The organism is Collinsella sp. CLA-ER-H7 (assembly GCF_040092345.1).
Taxonomy (GTDB): Bacteria; Actinomycetota; Coriobacteriia; order Coriobacteriales; family Coriobacteriaceae; genus Collinsella.
This window is the reverse complement of record NZ_JBBNLT010000001.1, coordinates 259,493-276,131: the sequence shown is the minus strand read 5'-3', so window position 1 is coordinate 276,131 and position 16,639 is coordinate 259,493. Positions and strand designations below refer to the sequence as shown.

Below are 16,639 nucleotides of genomic sequence, written 5' to 3'. Positions count from 1 at the left end.
CTAAAGAAGGGCGCGGCCTTATAGGGCTTACACCCTAGGGTCGCGCCCTTTTTATAGGAAATCGTCTGCCGTAATGGGAGGCAGACACGTACGAAAGGTAGAAGCAAACATGGCCTTTACCAAAAAGACCGTCCGCGACATCGATGTCGACGGCAAGCGCGTTCTCGTCCGCGTTGACTTTAACGTGCCTATCAAGGATGGCGTCGTTGGCGACACCACCCGTATCAAGGCTGCCCTGCCCACCATCAACTACCTCGTTGAGCACAACGCTCGCGTCATCCTCATGAGCCACCTCGGCCGTCCCGAGGGCACCGGCTTCCAGCCCGAGCTGTCCCTCGAGCCCGTCGCCAAGAAGCTCGCTGAGCTCTCTGGTCTCGACGTTGCCTTTGTCGCTGACACCTACGGCGAGAAGGCTGCTGAGGCTGTCGCCGCCGTCGAGCCGGGTAAGGTCCTCGTTCTCGAGAACGTCCGTTTTGACAAGCGTGAGAAGAAGAACGATCCCGAGATCGCCAAGAAGCTCGCTTCCTATGGTGACGTCTTCGTTCTCGATGCCTTCGGCACCGCTCACCGCGCCCAGGGTTCCGTCGTGGGCCCCGCCGCTTACCTGCCTGCCGTCGCCGGCTTCTTGCTCGAGAAGGAGGTCGACACGCTGACCGGCATCTTCGCCGAGCCCGAGCGCCCCTTCGTCGCCATCGTCGGCGGTTCCAAGGTTTCCTCCAAGATCGGCGTTCTCGATCACCTCATCGACTCCGCTGACACCCTGATCATCGGTGGCGGCATGGCCTACACCTTCTTCCTGGCTCAGGGCCTGTCCGTTGGTCAGTCCCTCAAGGAAGAGGACTGGGTCGAGCGCGCCGGCGAGATGCTCAAGAAGGCCGAGGAGAAGGGTGTCAAGATCCTACTCCCCATCGACAACCGTGTTGCCGATCACTTTGGCGAGGACGCTGTCCCCGAGGTTGTTGCTTCCGACGCTATCCCCGACGATCGTGAGGGTATGGACATCGGTCCCAAGACCGAGGAGCTCTATGCCGAGGCTGTCAAGGGCGCCAAGACCGTGTTCTGGAACGGCCCCATGGGCGTCTTCGAGTTTGACAACTTTGCTCACGGCACCCAGGCTATCGCCGAGGCTCTCGCCGAGGCTGACTGCACCTCGATCATCGGCGGTGGTGACTCTGTCGCAGCTGTCAACAAGTTCAACCTGGCCGACAAGATGAGCTGGATCTCCACCGGTGGTGGCGCTTCCATGGAGCTCGTCGAGGGTAAGGCCCTGCCCGGAGTGGAGGCGCTTCTCGATGCCTAATCGCACCCTTCTTATCGCTGGTAACTGGAAGATGAACAACGACGTCGCCGAGGCCGCCAAGCTCGCCGACGAGCTGGCTCAGGCTCTGCCCGAGGTTCCGGCTGGCGTCGAGGTGCTCGTCTGCCCTCCGACCATCGACATCACCACGGTTCATGACCGCATTCAGGCTGCCCCCATCGCCCTCGGTGCACAGAACGTGTACTGGGAGGCCAAGGGTGCCTTCACCGGTGAGTCTTCTTGCGACATGCTCAAGTCCGCTGGCTGCACCTACTGCATCATCGGTCACTCCGAGCGTCGCGACTACTTCCACGAGACCGACGAGGATCAGAACAAGAAGGCTAAGGCTCTCGTTTCCGCCGGTCTTGTTCCCGTCTTCTGCTGCGGCGAGTCCCTCGAGGTCCGCGAGGCTGGCACCTATGTCGAGCACGTCGTGAACCAGGTCAAGGCTGGCCTTGCTGGCCTTGAGATCACCTGCCCCAAGCAGGTCGTCGTCGCCTACGAGCCCATCTGGGCCATCGGCACAGGCAAGACCGCTACCGCCGAGGACGCTCAGGAGGTCTGCGGCGCTATCCGTGAGACCCTCAAGGAGATGTTCGGCGAGGAGCTCGCCAACGGCATTCGCGTGCTGTATGGCGGTTCCGCCAAGCCCGGCAACATCGCCGAGCTCGTCGCCAAGCCCGACGTTGACGGCGCCCTCGTGGGCGGCGCTTCGCTCAAGGCTGCCGACTTCGCCTCTATGGTCGTCAAGGCAGGCGAGTAGGACATATGGCACAACGTCATCTTCCTGCACTCCTGATCATCATGGATGGTTGCGGCCTTGCTCCGGCCGATGGCGAGAACGCCGTCGCCGCTGCCAAGACGCCCTTCCTTGATAGCCTGTACGAGAAGTACCCCCACACCACGCTCGGCGCTTCGGGCGAGGACGTGGGTCTTCCCGATGGCCAGATGGGTAACTCCGAGGTGGGTCACCTCAACATCGGTGCCGGACGCATCGTGTTCCAGGAGCTTTCGCGCATCAACAACGCCATCAAGGACGGCTCCATCGCCAAGAACGAGGTTTTTGTCAAGGCTATGGACGACGTCAAGGCTGACGGTAAGACTCTCCACCTCATGGGCCTTATGAGCCCGGGCGGTGTTCATTCTCACATGAACCACGTCGAGGCTCTGGTCAAGATGGCTGCCGAGCACGGCGTCAAGACCGTTCGCGTCCACGCCTTCATGGATGGCCGCGACGTCGACCCGCAGTCCGGTGCTGGCTACATGAGCGAGTTCTGCGCCTTCCTGGCCAAGATCTCCGAGGAGACCGGTTGCGACGCTCGCGTTGCCACCGTCTCGGGTCGTTATTGGGCGATGGACCGCGACAACCGTTGGGAGCGCATCCAGCGCGCCTACGACGTCATGGTCAATGCGTCCGATGCTGATACCGACCCCGTTGCCGGTATCAAGGCCTACTACGAGAAGGACCCGCGCGGCGACGAGTTCGTCGAGCCCTTCGCTGCCCACAACGAGGGCATTCACGAGGGCGACGCGGCCATCTTCTTCAACTTCCGTCCCGACCGCGCTCGTCAGATGACCCGCGTGTTCACGGACAAGGAGTTCGACGGCTTTGAGCGCGAGCAGATCAAGCTTTCGCACTTTGTGACGATGACCGAGTACGATCCGACGTTTGACGTCGAGGTCGCCTTCCCCAAGACGTTCCCCGAGAACGTCCTGGCCGACGTTATTGCCGCCAATGGCCTGAAGCAGCTGCACACTGCCGAGACCGAGAAGTACGCCCACGTGACGTTCTTCCTCAACGGTGGCATCGAGGAGCCCAAGGAGGGCGAGGAGCGCGTGCTCGTCGCTTCCCCCAAGGTCGCTACCTACGATCTGCAGCCCGAGATGAGCGCTCCCGAGGTTACCGAGAAGCTCGTCGCCGCCATCAACGAGGATCGCGCTGATTTCTACATCGTGAACTTCGCGAACTGCGACATGGTTGGTCACACCGGTGTCTTCGACGCCGCCGTTAAGGCTGTCGAGGCTGTTGACGATGCCCTGTCCAAGGTTGTCCCGGCGATTCTCGCCAAGGGCGGCTTTGCACTGATTACCGCCGACCACGGCAACGCCGATCACATGTTTGACGTTGCTTCCGACGGTTCCAAGCATCCGTTTACGGCTCACACCACCAACCGCGTGCCGTTCATCATCGTTGATGAGAAGGCACAGCTCACCGGTATCGAGGACGGCCGTCTTTCCGATATCGCTCCGACCATGCTCACCATGGCTGGTATTGAGCCTTCCGCCGAGATGACGGGCCGCGTGCTCGCCACCGAGGCCTAATAGAAAACAAATACCGTTTTCTAGTAAGGGGGTTGTCCACAACCGGACAACCCCCCTTTTTGGTATTTCTGCCATTTCCACCCCGTCCTTGAGTGGCAGGTAGGGGAGAGCGGGGGATTGTGGTACAGTACTGGAGTTTGAACTGTTCTATTAAGGAGCTTATCTATGGGTCCGTTCCAGATTCTTCTGTTTGTCGTTTGGGCTGTCTCTGCCGTGGCGCTGACGATTCTCGTCCTGATGCATTCCGGTAAGGGCACCGGCGTTTCGGATATGATCGCTAGCTCGCTGTATAACTCCAGCTCTGCCACGGGCGTCATGGAGCAGAACCTCGATCGCCTGACGGTAATTATGGCCGTTGTTTTTGCCGTGTGCGTCGTCCTGTGCATGTTCTTCTTCCCGCAGGGCATCGTCGGCTACTAAGCATCGGCGTATATACGTTTGCAATGGGTCTCGCAGGTGCGGGACCCTTTTTGTTTACATATTTGTAACAGAGTCAAAATATCCCCACATACTTCGCCCAACTAAAGAAATTCTCGACCGTTAACCGGAATTAGCCCCAAATCGTGCATAAAATGCGCTACTGTATTGCGAAACGTTGGTCCGTTGTGCATAACCAGCCATAGCAGCGGGCGGCGTTTTGATGGTTCGGATCGGATTGTCTCGACATATGTCCGACTGAACATTTCTTTGTCCTATCTCATAAGGAGGATGGCATGGCTGATTCTATGTTCCACCAGCCCGTTATGGGTCGTCGCGCCTTTGTTGGCGGCACCCTCGCTGCGAGCTCCATGGCTTTTCTTGCCGCATGCGGCAAGAAGGGCGGCGACGCTTCCGGTTCTGAGTCCGGTTCGACGCTGAACTTCTACATCAACAACCCGGTCTGCATCGACCCCTACAATGTCCAGGAGGACCAGGGCACTCAGGTCGAGTACCAGCTCTTTGACGCTCTGACCTCTTATGACGCCGAGAAGGGCGAGATCGTTCCGCTGGCTTGCGAGTCCTTTGAGGCCAACGACGACGCCACCGAGTTTACCTTCAAGATCAAGAAGGCCAAGTTCCACAACGGTGACGACGTTACCTCCAAGTCCTTCAAGCTCGGTTGGGAGCGTCTGGTCAACACCAAGTCGGCCATCGCTACCGAGTACGGCCCTTCCGAGGTCTCCTATCACCTTTCCATGGTCGAGGGCTATGACGACCTGCTTGCCGGTAACGCTACCGAGCTCAGCGGTGTTACTTGCCCCGACGATGAGACCCTCGTCGTCAAGCTGGCTTCCGCTTACGCCGACTTCCCCTTCGTCGCCTCTCACCCGGCTCTGGCCCCGGTTCCCGAGTGCGCCGAGTCTGATGCCAAGAGCTTCTATCTTGCGCCGGTCGGTAACGGCCCGTTCATGATGGACGGCAAGTGGGAGGATGGTCAGGAGATCAACCTCAAGAAGTTCGACGATTACTATGGCGACAAGGCCAAGATCGATGGCATCCACTTCCAGGTCATCAAGGACATGGAGACCGCTTACAAGGAGTTCCAGGCCGGTAACCTCGATGTCTGCGACGTTCCCGTTGCTCAGATCGACGCCGCCAAGAAGGATCGCGGCGTGTCCAAGGACGGCTACACCATGGGTGACGGCGAGCGCATGCTGCTCGGCTCCGAGCCTTCCACCTACTACCTGACCTGCAACAACACGGCCGAGCCGTTCAACAACGCCGACCTGCGCAGGGGTATCTCCCTGGCCATCAACCGTGAGGCCATCTGCAAGACTATCTTCAAGGGTACCCGTACCCCCGCCGACGGCATTGTTCCTCCGGGCATCGATGGCTACAAGGAGGGCGCATGGGAGTTCTGCGCCTACGACGTCGACAAGGCTAACGAGTACCTGGACAAGGTTGCTCCCGCTGGCGCTAACGGCGATCGTGGCATTAACGTGACCCTTTCCTACAACCAGGATGGTGGCCACAAGGAGATCATGGAGTCCATCATCGGTGACCTCGCCAAGGTTGGCGTTACCGCTGTCTCCGATACCCCTGAGTGGTCTGCCTTGCTCGAGCAGTACCAGAACTTTAACTATCAGTTCGGTCGTCTGGGTTGGATTGCCGACTACCCGATTATGGACAACTTCCTGTATCCGCTGTTCCACTCCGACTCCCTCGGTGGCGACAACCGCTCCGGTTACAACAACCCCGAGTTCGACGCCAAGGTCAACGAGGCTCGCACCACGGTTGACGACGAAGAGCGCGTTGCTAAGATGCAGGAGGCCGACGCTATGGTCGCTGCCGACTGCCCGGTCATCCCGGTGATGTTCTACACGCACACCATCGTCGGCTCCGATCGCATCAAGCACCTCTATGTCGATCCGCAGAAGCACGCTGAGCTGGGTACCGCTGAGCTCGCCTAAGAGTTTGCAGCTTCCGTGAGGGTCAAGTATTTACGTAGACCTCATGGGAAACATACAGTTCTCCCTAACCTGGGGTAAACTGGCTGATGGTAATTTTGGGATGCCGGTCTGGCGATCGGCATCCCATTTAAGTTAATCCCTAGATAGGGGAGTGGTATGGGTAAGTACATCGTTAAACGTGTGCTTCAGTTCATCCCGGTATTTTTGGGCGTTACGCTGATTCTGTTCGCCCTTCAGAATATCGTGCCGGGAGATCCGATCAAGCTGATCGGTGGAGACAAGGCTCTGTCCCCCGAGGTGGAGCTTCAGCTTCGCGTCCGCTATCACCTGGTCCAGTCGGACGAGGACGGCAACGCGATCCTTGACGAGAACGGCGACCCCGTTCAAACGTCGCTCGTGGACCGTTACTTGTATTACATGAACGGCCTGCTTCATGGCGATCTGGGCAATTCGTATCAGCGCAAGCTGCCGGTTACGGAAATTTTTGCCCAGAAGTATCCGTATACGGTCAAACTTGCCGCGTGCGCCATCGTGCTCGAGGCAATCATGGGTATCGGTGCGGGTATCATTTCGGCGGTAAAGCGTTATTCCTTCTGGGATATTTTGGTAACGCTCACCACGTCGATCCTCGTTGCGGTCCCGGCCTTCTGGCTCGGTATGTTGCTGCAGCTGTTCTTTGGCGTCATCCTCAAGGACGCTACGGGCGGTGCAATCTCCATGCCGATCTCGGGTGCCGGCGGTTCCAGCTCTCAGTATCAGGATTGGATGCACTATGTGCTTCCGACCATTACGCTGGCTTCGGTTTCGACCGCTTATGCCGCCCGCATTATGCGCTCGCAGCTGCTTGACGTCATGAACCAGGATTACATCCGTACGGCAAAGGCCAAGGGTCTCTCCAATCGCGCGATCATCGTCAAGCATGCGCTTAAGAATGCACTCATCCCCGTCGTTACCTATATTGGTGTCGACTTTGGTGGCATGCTTTCGGGCGCCATCCTGACCGAGACGGTTTTTAACTGGCCCGGTATCGGCTATGAGGTCTATCGCGCCATTAGCATGCGTGACTGGCCCATCGTTATGGGCGGCGTTACGCTCATCGTCGTCGTCGTCATGGTGATCAACCTGCTCGTCGACATTAGCTATGCATTCCTCGACCCGCGCATCCGCCTTGGCGGTCCGTCGGATAAGGCCTAAGGGAGGTACGTCTCATGCAGGAAACTGATTCTCAGTCTCAGGAGCAGGCTACCGCCACCAAGGCCGCATCTGCTCCCGCCAAGTCCCGCACGCTGTGGGGTGACGCTTTTAAGCGTCTTCGCAAGAACAAGCTCGCCGTTATCGGTGTCTGCTGGATTATCATCGTCGTTTTGGTTGCCCTGACCGCAGATCTGTGGGCTAAGCCCTGGCTCGGTTCGCCGACGGCTTCCGACTCGACCACCATGGCCGAGACGTCGCTGTTGGCTCCGTGTGCAGAGCACCCGTTTGGCACCGACGCCCTTGGTCGCGACATTCTCGTCCGCGTTATCTACGGTGCACGCGTTTCGCTGTCCGTCGGCATTATGGCCACCGCGATCTCCACGGTGATCGGTCTGGTCATGGGTGCTCTGGCCGGTTTCTACGGCGGGATCTGGGATACGATCATCATGCGCTGTGCGGACATCTTCCTGGCGTTCCCGTACGTGCTGTTCGTTGTCGCCATGATTGCCGTTATCGGCCGTGGTCTTCAGAACGTCTTTATCGCCATCGGTATTCTCGGCTGGCCTTCGATTGCGCGCGTCTTCCGCTCTGCAATCTTGACGGTCAAAGAAAACGACTATGTTGACGCTGCGCGCGCGATGGGTGCATCTGATGCTCGTATCGTAGTGCGTCACATCTTCCCGAACTCCGTCGCCTCCATCGTGGTCTACGCGACCATGAACATTGGCGGCGCCATTCTGACCGAGTCCGCTCTGTCCTTCCTCGGCATGGGCGTTATTCCGCCTACGCCTTCGTGGGGCTCCATGATTCAGGATGGTCAGCAGTATCTTCTGACTGCTCCCTGGATGATGATCATGCCCGGTCTGGCAATTCTCTCGACGGTGCTCGCCTTCACCCTGCTGGGTGACGGTCTGCGCGACGCCCTCGACGTCAAGATGAAGGACGCATAAGGATGAAGAAGAACAAGAACTATGTGGACCTGAAGGACCAGCCGGTTCCCGAGGGCCAGCATCTGCTCGAGGTCGATGACCTTAAGATGTATTTCCATACCGAGGATGGTGTCGTTCGCGCTGTCGACGGTGTGTCCTACACGCTCGATCGCGGCGAGACCCTGGGTGTCGTCGGTGAGTCCGGCTCCGGTAAGTCCGTGACCGCCATGACCATCATGGGCCTCATCTCGATGCCTCCGGGAAAGATCGAGGGCGGCGACGTTCGCTATCGCGGTCGTTCTATCCTCGAGATGACCGAGGAAGAGATGCAGCACATTCGCGGAAACGACATCGCGATGATCTTCCAGGATCCTATGACCTCCTTGAACCCGGTCTATAAGATCGGCAAGCAGGTGGGCGAGGGCCTTCGTCTGCACCGTGGCTACTCCAAGCAGGAGGCGCTCAAGCGCGCTACCGAGCTTTTGGACCTCGTGGGTATCCCCGAGCCCGAGAAGCGCGTCAATGAGTATCCGCACCAGTTCTCCGGCGGTATGCGTCAGCGTGTCATGATCGCTATGGCTCTTGCCTGCGATCCCGATATCCTGATTGCCGACGAGCCCACGACGGCTCTGGACGTTACCATTCAGGCTCAGATTATCGAGCTCATGCAGGAAATGCAGGAGAAGAACGGCAACGCCATCATCATGATTACCCATGACCTGGGCGTCGTTGCCGATATGGCCGATAAGATCATGGTTATGTACGCCGGCCGTCCCGTCGAGTTCGGTACTGCTGAGGAAATCTTCTACGAGAGTCGCCACCCCTACACCTGGGGCCTTATCCGCTCCATCCCGGAGCAGGCCATCGAAGAGAAGAAGCCGCTTACGCCGATTCACGGCAACCCGCCTTCGCTCATGAACCTGCCTGAGGGCTGCGTGTTCTCGCCTCGTTGTCCCTATGCGACGGACAAGTGCCGCAAGCAGCGCCCCGAGCGCGTTGTCACCGAGTCTGGTCATTACTCTGCGTGCCACTACTCCGGTGACCCCGAGTTCCTCAAGAACGCTCCTGAGACGTCCCGTACGCGCAAGGATTCCAAGAAGGGAGGCGAGGCGTAATGGCAGATACCAACGAGCGTACTCCGCTGCTGAAGGTCGAGCACCTCTCTAAGGAGTTCCCCGCTGAGTCCGGCATGTTCGCCAAGCGCTTCTCCAAGCGTGTTGTCTCTGCAGTAAATGACATTTCGTTCGAGATTTATCCGGGCGAGACCTTTGGTCTGGTTGGTGAGTCTGGTTGCGGTAAGTCCACGACGGGTCGCACCATCATGCGCCTGACCAAGCCGACCGCCGGTAAGGTGTTCTTCCAGGGCAAAGATGTTGCCGAGATGAGCAAGCATGAGATCAAGGACATGCGTCGCGAGATGCAGTTCATCTTCCAGGATCCCTATGCTTCGCTCAATCCCCGTATGACCATCGGCGAGATCGTCTCCGAGCCCATGACCATTCATGGCGTGGGTACCAAGGAGGAGCGTATCGAGCGCGTCCGCGAGCTGCTGGACGTGGTCGGTCTGAATCCCGAGCACATCAACCGCTATCCTCATGAGTTCTCGGGCGGCCAGCGCCAGCGTGTCGGCATCGCCCGCGCGTTCGCTCTGAAGCCCAAGCTGATTATCTGCGACGAGCCTGTCTCTGCACTTGACGTATCCATTCAGGCCCAGGTTCTGAACCTTCTTAAGGAGCTCCAGGACAAGTTCGGTACCGCATATCTGTTTATCGCTCACGACCTGTCCGTCGTGCAGCACATTTCCGATCGCGTTGCCGTTATGTATCTGGGTAAGATGGTTGAGGTTTCGGACTGGAAGACGCTCTACAGCGAGCCTCACCATCCGTACACGCAGTCGCTGCTGTCTGCCGTGCCGGTTCCCGATCCTGATATCCAGAAGACCCGCAAGCGCATCATCCTCGCCGGCGATCCGCCGTCGCCGCTGGATCCGCCGACCGGTTGCCGTTTCCACACTCGCTGCCCGATCGCTCAGGGTATCTGCTCTGAGAAGCTTCCCGAGTTTAAGGAAGTTGCACCTGGTCACTGCTGCGCGTGTCACTTCGCGGAGCCGTTCCCGATCAAGGAATCGCACATCGATCTGTAGTCGGTTGTTCTCGTCCGGGCCCGCCCTGAAGTTACTTTTCAGAACGTCCTCGGACATGCAAGAAACCCCCGCTGCGCACTTCGTGCGGCGGGGGTTTCTTGCGTCCTGCGGAGTGTTCTGAAAAGTAACTTCAGGGCGGGCCCTACGTTAACTCGGCAGGGGGAGTGCGATTCCTTGATCGCTCACTTAATCTGATGAGAAATTGAGTGAGGCCGGAGCTTTAGCTCCGGCTTCCTTATATAAGGGCTCGGCAAAGCCGAGTCACCAAATTTGCATCAGCCCCCAGAACATGTTAGAGAACGGTGTCTGGAGTACGTGAACGTAGGCCCCGAATCGGTGTTGCCTCCCGGCGCATTCCGCAGGGGGAGCGATATTTTGCAGCACGAAGTGCGTAGCAAAATATCGCTCATGCCCGAGGACGCGCCGGGAGGCAACACCGATACGGGGCCGGACATATAGATCTACCTGCGCATTTACAAATTCGTAAACTTTTTTGAAAAAAGTGCTTGCACAGTTCTCGAATCATAGGTTATTATCTTCCTCGTTGAACGCGCGGGTCCAACAAAACGAACCGTGAATCAACAACATAGCATGTCGGAGTGGCGGAATTGGCAGACGCGCTAGCTTGAGGTGCTAGTGACCGCTTTTTGGTCATGCGGGTTCAAGTCCCGCCTCCGACACCATCGCATTTGAGAAGCCTCTTCGGAGGCTTTTTTGTTACCGATAGACGGTGGGGTCCACGATGGAAACGCTTGAACGCAACGAGTGGGCAGACGTTGCCCAACTAGTCGAGATCACGAGCGATGCTGTCATCATCTGCGAGCTCGACGGAACCATTCTGCATGTGAATAATCGCTTACTTGGTTTGATGTGCGAGGAACGCGCCGACGTCATTGGTGGAGATGTTAAAGACGTCCTGTACTCGTCCGCTTTTGAACGTGCGACGGAACATCGTCTGCCATTTGAAACTGATGGCTCCGAGAACGAACTGATGCTCAAGCTGAGCGACGGCTCCTTTATCCCCGTCTTGGTTCGTGCGGGCTCCGTAACGCCTCCACGCATCTTTGGGCGCCGCGCGCCACGTGTCCTGGTGGCGCTCCATAGCATCGAAGAACAGTATTCGCACGACCGTCAGCTCAAGCGTGCTCTTTCGGAGCTTAGAGTGGCTAACAAGCGCCTCTCTGGCACGCTCTCGGTCATTATGAGTACCGTGGGCTCCGATGAGCTGCCCAGCCTACTTGATACCGTTTTGAACCAGCTTGTAGGAACGCTCGATGCTTCGGGTGCCGCTATCTATTTTTCTGAGAGCGGCGGTTTTAAACTTCGCGGTGTTTCCAAGGAGCTGTACGACAGCTACCTGCCTGAGTTTTTGCCGTATGGCGCTGGCATTCCGACGTATGTTCTTCGTGAGTCGCGTGCCTGTCGCTTGTCGATTCAACAGGACCTTAAGGGTGATAAGGCCGCCTCCGGTATGTTTATGGACCTGGACAATCGTTCTAAGCACCTGTTGCGTATGCAGGATATGCCTCCGTACCGCAGCGAGATCTGTCTTCCCGTTTTTTACGGTACGCAGATCCTTGGCGTGCTGGAAGTTGGTTGGAAACGCCCTCAGGCACCGCTTGCCTATGACGTTAATGTGCTCGAGGTCATTTGCGATTACCTGTCTATCCAGCTGGTCGGCATGGCATCGAGCCTTCGCTCCCGTCGCACGGCCGAGCTTGGCCGCTCGCTCAATGTCTTGCGTGATGAGTTGTTTACCTTTCTAGACGATTCTGCCGCGGCTACCCAGGCGGTATCGTCCGAGATCTGCAATATGCTTAACTGCCATTTTTGCCCTGTTGAGTATGACGCCAGTCTGGATTCCTACGTCATAGATTTTGAAGGCGGCAGTCGCGTTGCCTTGCCGGACGACCCTGAGAAGCTTTTCTTTTCCACGACGGCGCCAGCGGCATGTCTGGGGGCTGGCCCTGATGGCTTTGAGGCATCTGTTTTGGGCGGTACGAGTGCCGAGGACCTTAAACACGTTCGTATAACTCGCGTTGACGAATCGATGCCTATGGGAGGCTGGCTTAGGGCGCATGGTCTGCCTTGTCAAGGCCTCTACGTCGACTCCGGCATCGAGGCGGGGCGCCCGCGCTCTGAGGGTGATGGCAAGCACAGTAACGACGCGATTGTTCCTGCTTCTGTTGCGAAGAGCCCGACGACGCGCGCGCTGCTGCTTCGTGATGGTAGCCAAGAGTCGATTGATGACCTTGAATATGACTACTTGGTGCACTTGGCGCATGACTTTGAACTGATCTACGAAGGCGAATCTCAAAAGCGCGAGGAGCGCCATATCGCTCAGACCCTCCAGATCGGCATGAGAAATTCCCTGGGGGATGTTCCGGGTATCGCAACCGATTCGGTGTACCTGTCGGCCACGAACTCGGCGTTGGTCGGCGGCGATTTCTATACGCTCATCCGACTTCCCGACGACTGCGCCGTCATGATTTTGGGTGATGTGTCTGGCAAAGGCATTGAGGCCGCATCGATGTCCGCGCTCGTCAAGACGGCCCTGACGGCATATGCCTGGGAGGGCGCTGGCCCGGCCCGCATGGCACGCTCCCTTAACAGCATGCTCATGGGCTTTTCGAGGGTCGAGACGTTCGTGACGGCCTTTATCGCCAAGATTGACCTTAAAGCCGGACGCGCAACGTATTGTTCGGCGGGCCATCCTCCGACCATGGTCATTAGGCCAGAGTCGATGCCGCTGGGTGGCGGCGAGGCCCGTGGGGGAGAGGTCGAGCTGCTTGGATGCCAATCGGGCGTAATCGGTGCCTTTGAGAGCATGGTGTACGAGACAGGCGTGTTTACGTTCGCTCCCGGCGACATGCTCTTCATGTATACGGACGGAACGATTGAGGCCCGCGACCGCACCGGAGCGTTCTTTGGTGAGCAGCGCCTTCGTGACCTTCTGCTCTCTGTCTCGGGTGAGGGCGTATCGGGAATCTGCGGCAAGGTCTTGGGCGAGCTTGACCGATTTACCGAATCGGCGCTGGACGATGACATTGCATTGGTGTCCCTTGAGTTTTTACGGGGTCGTTCATAGACGACGCTGGGCGGGCTGAATCCGTACGGTTGGGGAAACGAATGCATCGAGTGGGCTTTTTTGGGGAACCATGGTCGTATGAATGAGTGGAATGACATAGCGGTTTTGACGCCACCAGGCGATATCGACATCGCCACGGTGCCTGCGCTGCGTCGGCGGTTGGATGCTTTGATTGGCCGCGGCGTGCGTCGTGTTGTCATCAACTGTCAGGCTGTTAGCTTTATCGATTCGACGGGCTTGGCATTCCTGCTTACGCGCGCTCGTGAGCTCATGAGGCGAGAAGGCCTGCTTTCGCTCGTCAATGCATCGGGTGAAGTTGTTCGCTTTTTGGAGATTGCTCGTCTTGTCGATATCCTTCATGTCGCGGGGCCGGCACGGGAGTCTATTCCCGCCATTCCGGTGGGGGAGCTGCCTCGCTGGAGTAAGAGCGTCGAGGTCCGTCAGGGTATCGAGAATCTTCCATACTACCGACATCGCATCGCCGAACTCCTTGAATCGCTTCCGTTGCGCCGTGACGAGCGCTACGATGTCGCATTGGCGTCGGGGGAGGCGCTGGGTAATGCCTATGACCATGCGGGCGGTATCGGGTGCGTCCTGACGGTTCAGGCCTATGGCGATCGCGTTGTGGTTGAGGTGCTTGATCGAGGTGCCGGCTATTCTATCGATGAAACGAGCGAGCCGGTCGCATCCGAGGAGCGCGGCCGTGGCATCAAGCTTATGCGTATGCTCGTCGATAACGTGGAGGTTGCTCGTCGTACGGACGGCGCCGGCACGCGCGTACAGATGGTGAAGCTGTTTAGCGGAGCGCTGGAATCGTGTGCCTAGCCAATCGCTTTAGCGCGTTTAGCTACTAAGAACATGCGGCAGACAAGTTTTTTGAAAAAAGTACTTGCGTCTTTTGGACAACTCGCGTAAATTAATAACCCGCAAGCGGACATGGCTCAGTTGGTAGAGCACAACCTTGCCAAGGTTGGGGTCGCGGGTTCGAGCCCCGTTGTCCGCTCCATTGCATTTCCGGACCGTTTAGGCGGTCCTTTTTCGGCGAAGTGGCCAAGTGGTAAGGCAGAGGCCTGCAAAGCCTTTACCCCCGGTTCGAATCCGGGCTTCGCCTCCAGGCAACATCCGGGCGCTCCGGCGCCCGTTTTGTTTTACATATGCGGACATGGCTCAGTTGGTAGAGCACAACCTTGCCAAGGTTGGGGTCGCGGGTTCGAGCCCCGTTGTCCGCTCCAAACGCAACAGCCCGACTACTACGGTAGCCGGGCTTTTTTTGTACCTATCTCCTAGGCTCGAACCCGAGAGGGGGCGAGCGTTTTGGGTCGTGGCTGTGGCGTTGTTTGCCGCGAATGTCCGCTTTGGGCGTATCATCGTGGGCATCTCGCATAACCTCGTTGCAAGGGAGATACGCCCCATGGCTACAGAAAAGTCTTCTTCGCGCTCATGGATGTCCGATGCCGCGATCTATCAGATCTACCCGCGCTCGTTTAAGGATTCGACTGGTTCGGGTCTGGGCGATATCGCGGGCATTACCCAGCAGATGGACTATCTTGAGCGGCTGGGTATCGAGGCCATCTGGCTGAGCCCGTTTTACCCTTCGCCTCTTGTCGATGGCGGCTATGATGTGGCGGACTACTGCGATGTCGACCCACGTCTCGGCTCGCTTGACGACTTCGATGACATGATAGCTGCGGCTCACGCGCGCGGCATCAAGGTCATCGTCGACATCGTGCCCAACCATTCATCCAGCCAGCACCCCTGGTTCAAAGCCGCTCTTGCCGCCGGCCCCGGATCGCCCGAACGCGCCCGTTATATCTTCCGCGATGGTCGCGGCGAGCATGGCGAGCTGCCTCCCACCAATTGGAATGCCAACTTTGGCGGCCCCGCATGGACGCGTGTTGCGGACGGTCAGTGGTATCTGCACATGTTTACGCCCGAGCAGCCGGACTTTGACTGGTCATGCCCTGAGGTTCACGCGCTCTTTTGCGACGTCCTGGCGTTTTGGAGCGATCGAGGCGTCGACGGCTTTCGCATTGATGTGGCGCAGGGTCTCGCCAAGGATCTCGACCGCGATGACCTCGACCGGTGGCATCTCGCCGAGGGCGATGACATGGTTAACGACGGCACCCATCCGCTGTGGGACCGCAATGAGGTCCACGAGATCTATCGCGAGTGGCGCCGCGTGTTCGACCGCTATAATCCGCCGCGCAGTGCCGTTGCCGAGGCGTGGGTGCTGCCCGAGCGCCAGTATCTCTACGCGCGTCCCAGCGAGCTTGGCCAGACATTCAACTTTGAGTTTGCCAAGGCCACTTGGACCTATGATGACATGCACACTGCAATCGAGAAGGGCTTGAAGGCAGCCGTCGAATCCGATTCCGCCTCGACCTGGGTACTCTCCAACCACGACGTGCCGCGCGTGGCGACACGCTATGCCCTGCCGCAAATCAAGGCGACGCGCTACCACCAGATTGCGCTCGACTGGCTCTTGCGCGACGGGTCGTCTTATGACGAGGACCGTGAACTCGGCGAGCGCCGCGCGCGGGCGGCCCTTTTGCTTGAGCTTGCGCTTCCGGGCTCGGCATACGTGTATCAGGGTGAGGAGCTCGGCCTTTTTGAGGTGGCTGATATCCCGTGGGCTGCACTCGAAGACCCTACTGCGACCAATACGCACGGACCGAAGCGTGAGAAGGGGCGCGACGGCTGTCGTGTGCCCCTGCCGTGGGTGGCGGCGGACGATCCCGCGCATGGCGGATCGTTTGGGTTTTCGCCGGCAGACGCCGATGCGGCGCCCCATCTGCCGCAGCCTGCATGGTTTTCCGATTATGCTGCCGATAGGGAAGAAGTGGACCCGACATCGATGCTTGCGCTCTATCGTGACGCCCTCTGGCTGCGGCGCAAGCTGCGCGGGTGCGCCAACGATCTTGCGTGGCTCGATCTTGACGGGCGCACCGGTCTTGCGGATGGTGCCGAGGGCGCTGAGGGCGGCGTCATCGCCTATCGCCGCGATAACGGCTGGGCGTGTGTGACGAACTTCGGTGCAGCACCCGTGGAGCTGCCGGCGGGCAGGGTCCTGCTCACCTCATCACCGCTTGCAGACGGCAGGCTCGCGCAGGACAGCTCTGCCTGGATCATGCTCGGTGAGATGTAGGGGCATCTCGCTGCGAGCCTGCGTTTGTCCGTGCCTTTCGTGACGACTGATGCCCTCGCGAGAGCGTCGCAAAACTTTTTAAAAAAAGTTCTTGCATTTGGGTGGATCATCCCGTATATTAAATCCTCGCA

The 16,639-nt window shown here is 58.5% G+C and carries 12 protein-coding genes and 4 tRNA genes; all 16 read left to right on the top strand.

Features of this window, described 5'->3' with window-relative positions; all coding sequences use genetic code 11:
* Positions 1-109: 109 nt before the first annotated feature.
* Complete coding sequence (locus AAAX75_RS01260; protein ID WP_035138885.1) at positions 110-1,300, top strand: phosphoglycerate kinase; 1,191 nt, start codon at positions 110-112, stop codon at positions 1,298-1,300.
* A complete protein-coding gene (gene tpiA, locus AAAX75_RS01255) occupies positions 1,293-2,060 on the top strand; it encodes a triose-phosphate isomerase (protein ID WP_035138884.1) in 768 nt (255 codons plus the stop codon). The genes AAAX75_RS01260 and tpiA overlap by 8 nt, the downstream gene beginning before the upstream one ends.
* Positions 2,061-2,065: 5 nt before the next feature.
* Complete coding sequence (gpmI, locus tag AAAX75_RS01250) at positions 2,066-3,619, top strand: 2,3-bisphosphoglycerate-independent phosphoglycerate mutase (protein ID WP_006236146.1); 1,554 nt, start codon at positions 2,066-2,068, stop codon at positions 3,617-3,619.
* A 165-nt stretch (positions 3,620-3,784) separates the two neighbouring features.
* The gene (gene secG, locus AAAX75_RS01245) at positions 3,785-4,039 is read left to right on the top strand and encodes a preprotein translocase subunit SecG (RefSeq protein ID WP_006236144.1); all 255 of its coding nucleotides are present in this window, start codon (positions 3,785-3,787) and stop codon (positions 4,037-4,039) included.
* A gap of 293 nt (positions 4,040-4,332) precedes the next feature.
* Positions 4,333-6,009, top strand: a complete 1,677-nt coding sequence (locus tag AAAX75_RS01240; RefSeq protein WP_349090838.1) for an ABC transporter substrate-binding protein — start codon at positions 4,333-4,335, stop codon at positions 6,007-6,009.
* A 156-nt stretch (positions 6,010-6,165) separates the two neighbouring features.
* Entirely contained in the window at positions 6,166-7,203 is a 1,038-nt protein-coding gene (locus AAAX75_RS01235) for an ABC transporter permease (protein ID WP_022094885.1), read from the top strand.
* A gap of 14 nt (positions 7,204-7,217) precedes the next feature.
* Complete coding sequence (locus AAAX75_RS01230; RefSeq protein WP_055310513.1) at positions 7,218-8,153, top strand: ABC transporter permease; 936 nt, start codon at positions 7,218-7,220, stop codon at positions 8,151-8,153.
* Positions 8,154-8,155: 2 nt separating this feature from the next.
* On the top strand, positions 8,156-9,247 hold the full coding sequence (locus tag AAAX75_RS01225) for an ABC transporter ATP-binding protein (protein WP_022094887.1): 1,092 nt from the start codon (positions 8,156-8,158) through the stop codon (positions 9,245-9,247).
* Positions 9,247-10,275 (top strand): dipeptide ABC transporter ATP-binding protein, encoded by a 1,029-nt coding sequence (locus AAAX75_RS01220; protein ID WP_022094888.1) that lies wholly within the window; start codon positions 9,247-9,249, stop codon positions 10,273-10,275. The genes AAAX75_RS01225 and AAAX75_RS01220 overlap by 1 nt, the downstream gene beginning before the upstream one ends.
* Before the next feature lie 593 nt (positions 10,276-10,868).
* A tRNA-Leu gene (locus AAAX75_RS01215) sits at positions 10,869-10,958 on the top strand.
* A 59-nt stretch (positions 10,959-11,017) separates the two neighbouring features.
* Positions 11,018-13,363 (top strand): SpoIIE family protein phosphatase, encoded by a 2,346-nt coding sequence (locus AAAX75_RS01210; protein WP_349090837.1) that lies wholly within the window; start codon positions 11,018-11,020, stop codon positions 13,361-13,363.
* Positions 13,364-13,441: 78 nt separating this feature from the next.
* Positions 13,442-14,188: an anti-sigma factor antagonist gene (locus AAAX75_RS01205; RefSeq protein WP_055286928.1), complete on the top strand. Its 747-nt coding sequence runs from the start codon at positions 13,442-13,444 to the stop codon at positions 14,186-14,188.
* A 105-nt stretch (positions 14,189-14,293) separates the two neighbouring features.
* Positions 14,294-14,369 (top strand) — tRNA-Gly (locus AAAX75_RS01200).
* Between the two features lie 34 nt (positions 14,370-14,403).
* Positions 14,404-14,477, top strand: a tRNA-Cys gene (locus AAAX75_RS01195).
* A 42-nt stretch (positions 14,478-14,519) separates the two neighbouring features.
* A tRNA-Gly gene (locus AAAX75_RS01190) sits at positions 14,520-14,595 on the top strand.
* A gap of 179 nt (positions 14,596-14,774) precedes the next feature.
* Positions 14,775-16,508, top strand: coding sequence for a glycoside hydrolase family 13 protein (locus AAAX75_RS01185; RefSeq protein WP_349090836.1), 1,734 nt, complete (start codon positions 14,775-14,777; stop codon positions 16,506-16,508).
* Positions 16,509-16,639: the final 131 nt, after the last annotated feature.

Coding starts and splice junctions, on each gene's coding strand:
- AAAX75_RS01260 (WP_035138885.1), top strand. CDS start 110: ATGGCCTTTACCAAAAAGACCGTCCGCGACATCGATGTCGACGGCAAG.
- tpiA (WP_035138884.1), top strand. CDS start 1,293: ATGCCTAATCGCACCCTTCTTATCGCTGGTAACTGGAAGATGAACAAC.
- gpmI (WP_006236146.1), top strand. CDS start 2,066: ATGGCACAACGTCATCTTCCTGCACTCCTGATCATCATGGATGGTTGC.
- secG (WP_006236144.1), top strand. CDS start 3,785: ATGGGTCCGTTCCAGATTCTTCTGTTTGTCGTTTGGGCTGTCTCTGCC.
- AAAX75_RS01240 (WP_349090838.1), top strand. CDS start 4,333: ATGGCTGATTCTATGTTCCACCAGCCCGTTATGGGTCGTCGCGCCTTT.
- AAAX75_RS01235 (WP_022094885.1), top strand. CDS start 6,166: ATGGGTAAGTACATCGTTAAACGTGTGCTTCAGTTCATCCCGGTATTT.
- AAAX75_RS01230 (WP_055310513.1), top strand. CDS start 7,218: ATGCAGGAAACTGATTCTCAGTCTCAGGAGCAGGCTACCGCCACCAAG.
- AAAX75_RS01225 (WP_022094887.1), top strand. CDS start 8,156: ATGAAGAAGAACAAGAACTATGTGGACCTGAAGGACCAGCCGGTTCCC.
- AAAX75_RS01220 (WP_022094888.1), top strand. CDS start 9,247: ATGGCAGATACCAACGAGCGTACTCCGCTGCTGAAGGTCGAGCACCTC.
- AAAX75_RS01210 (WP_349090837.1), top strand. CDS start 11,018: ATGGAAACGCTTGAACGCAACGAGTGGGCAGACGTTGCCCAACTAGTC.
- AAAX75_RS01205 (WP_055286928.1), top strand. CDS start 13,442: ATGAATGAGTGGAATGACATAGCGGTTTTGACGCCACCAGGCGATATC.
- AAAX75_RS01185 (WP_349090836.1), top strand. CDS start 14,775: ATGGCTACAGAAAAGTCTTCTTCGCGCTCATGGATGTCCGATGCCGCG.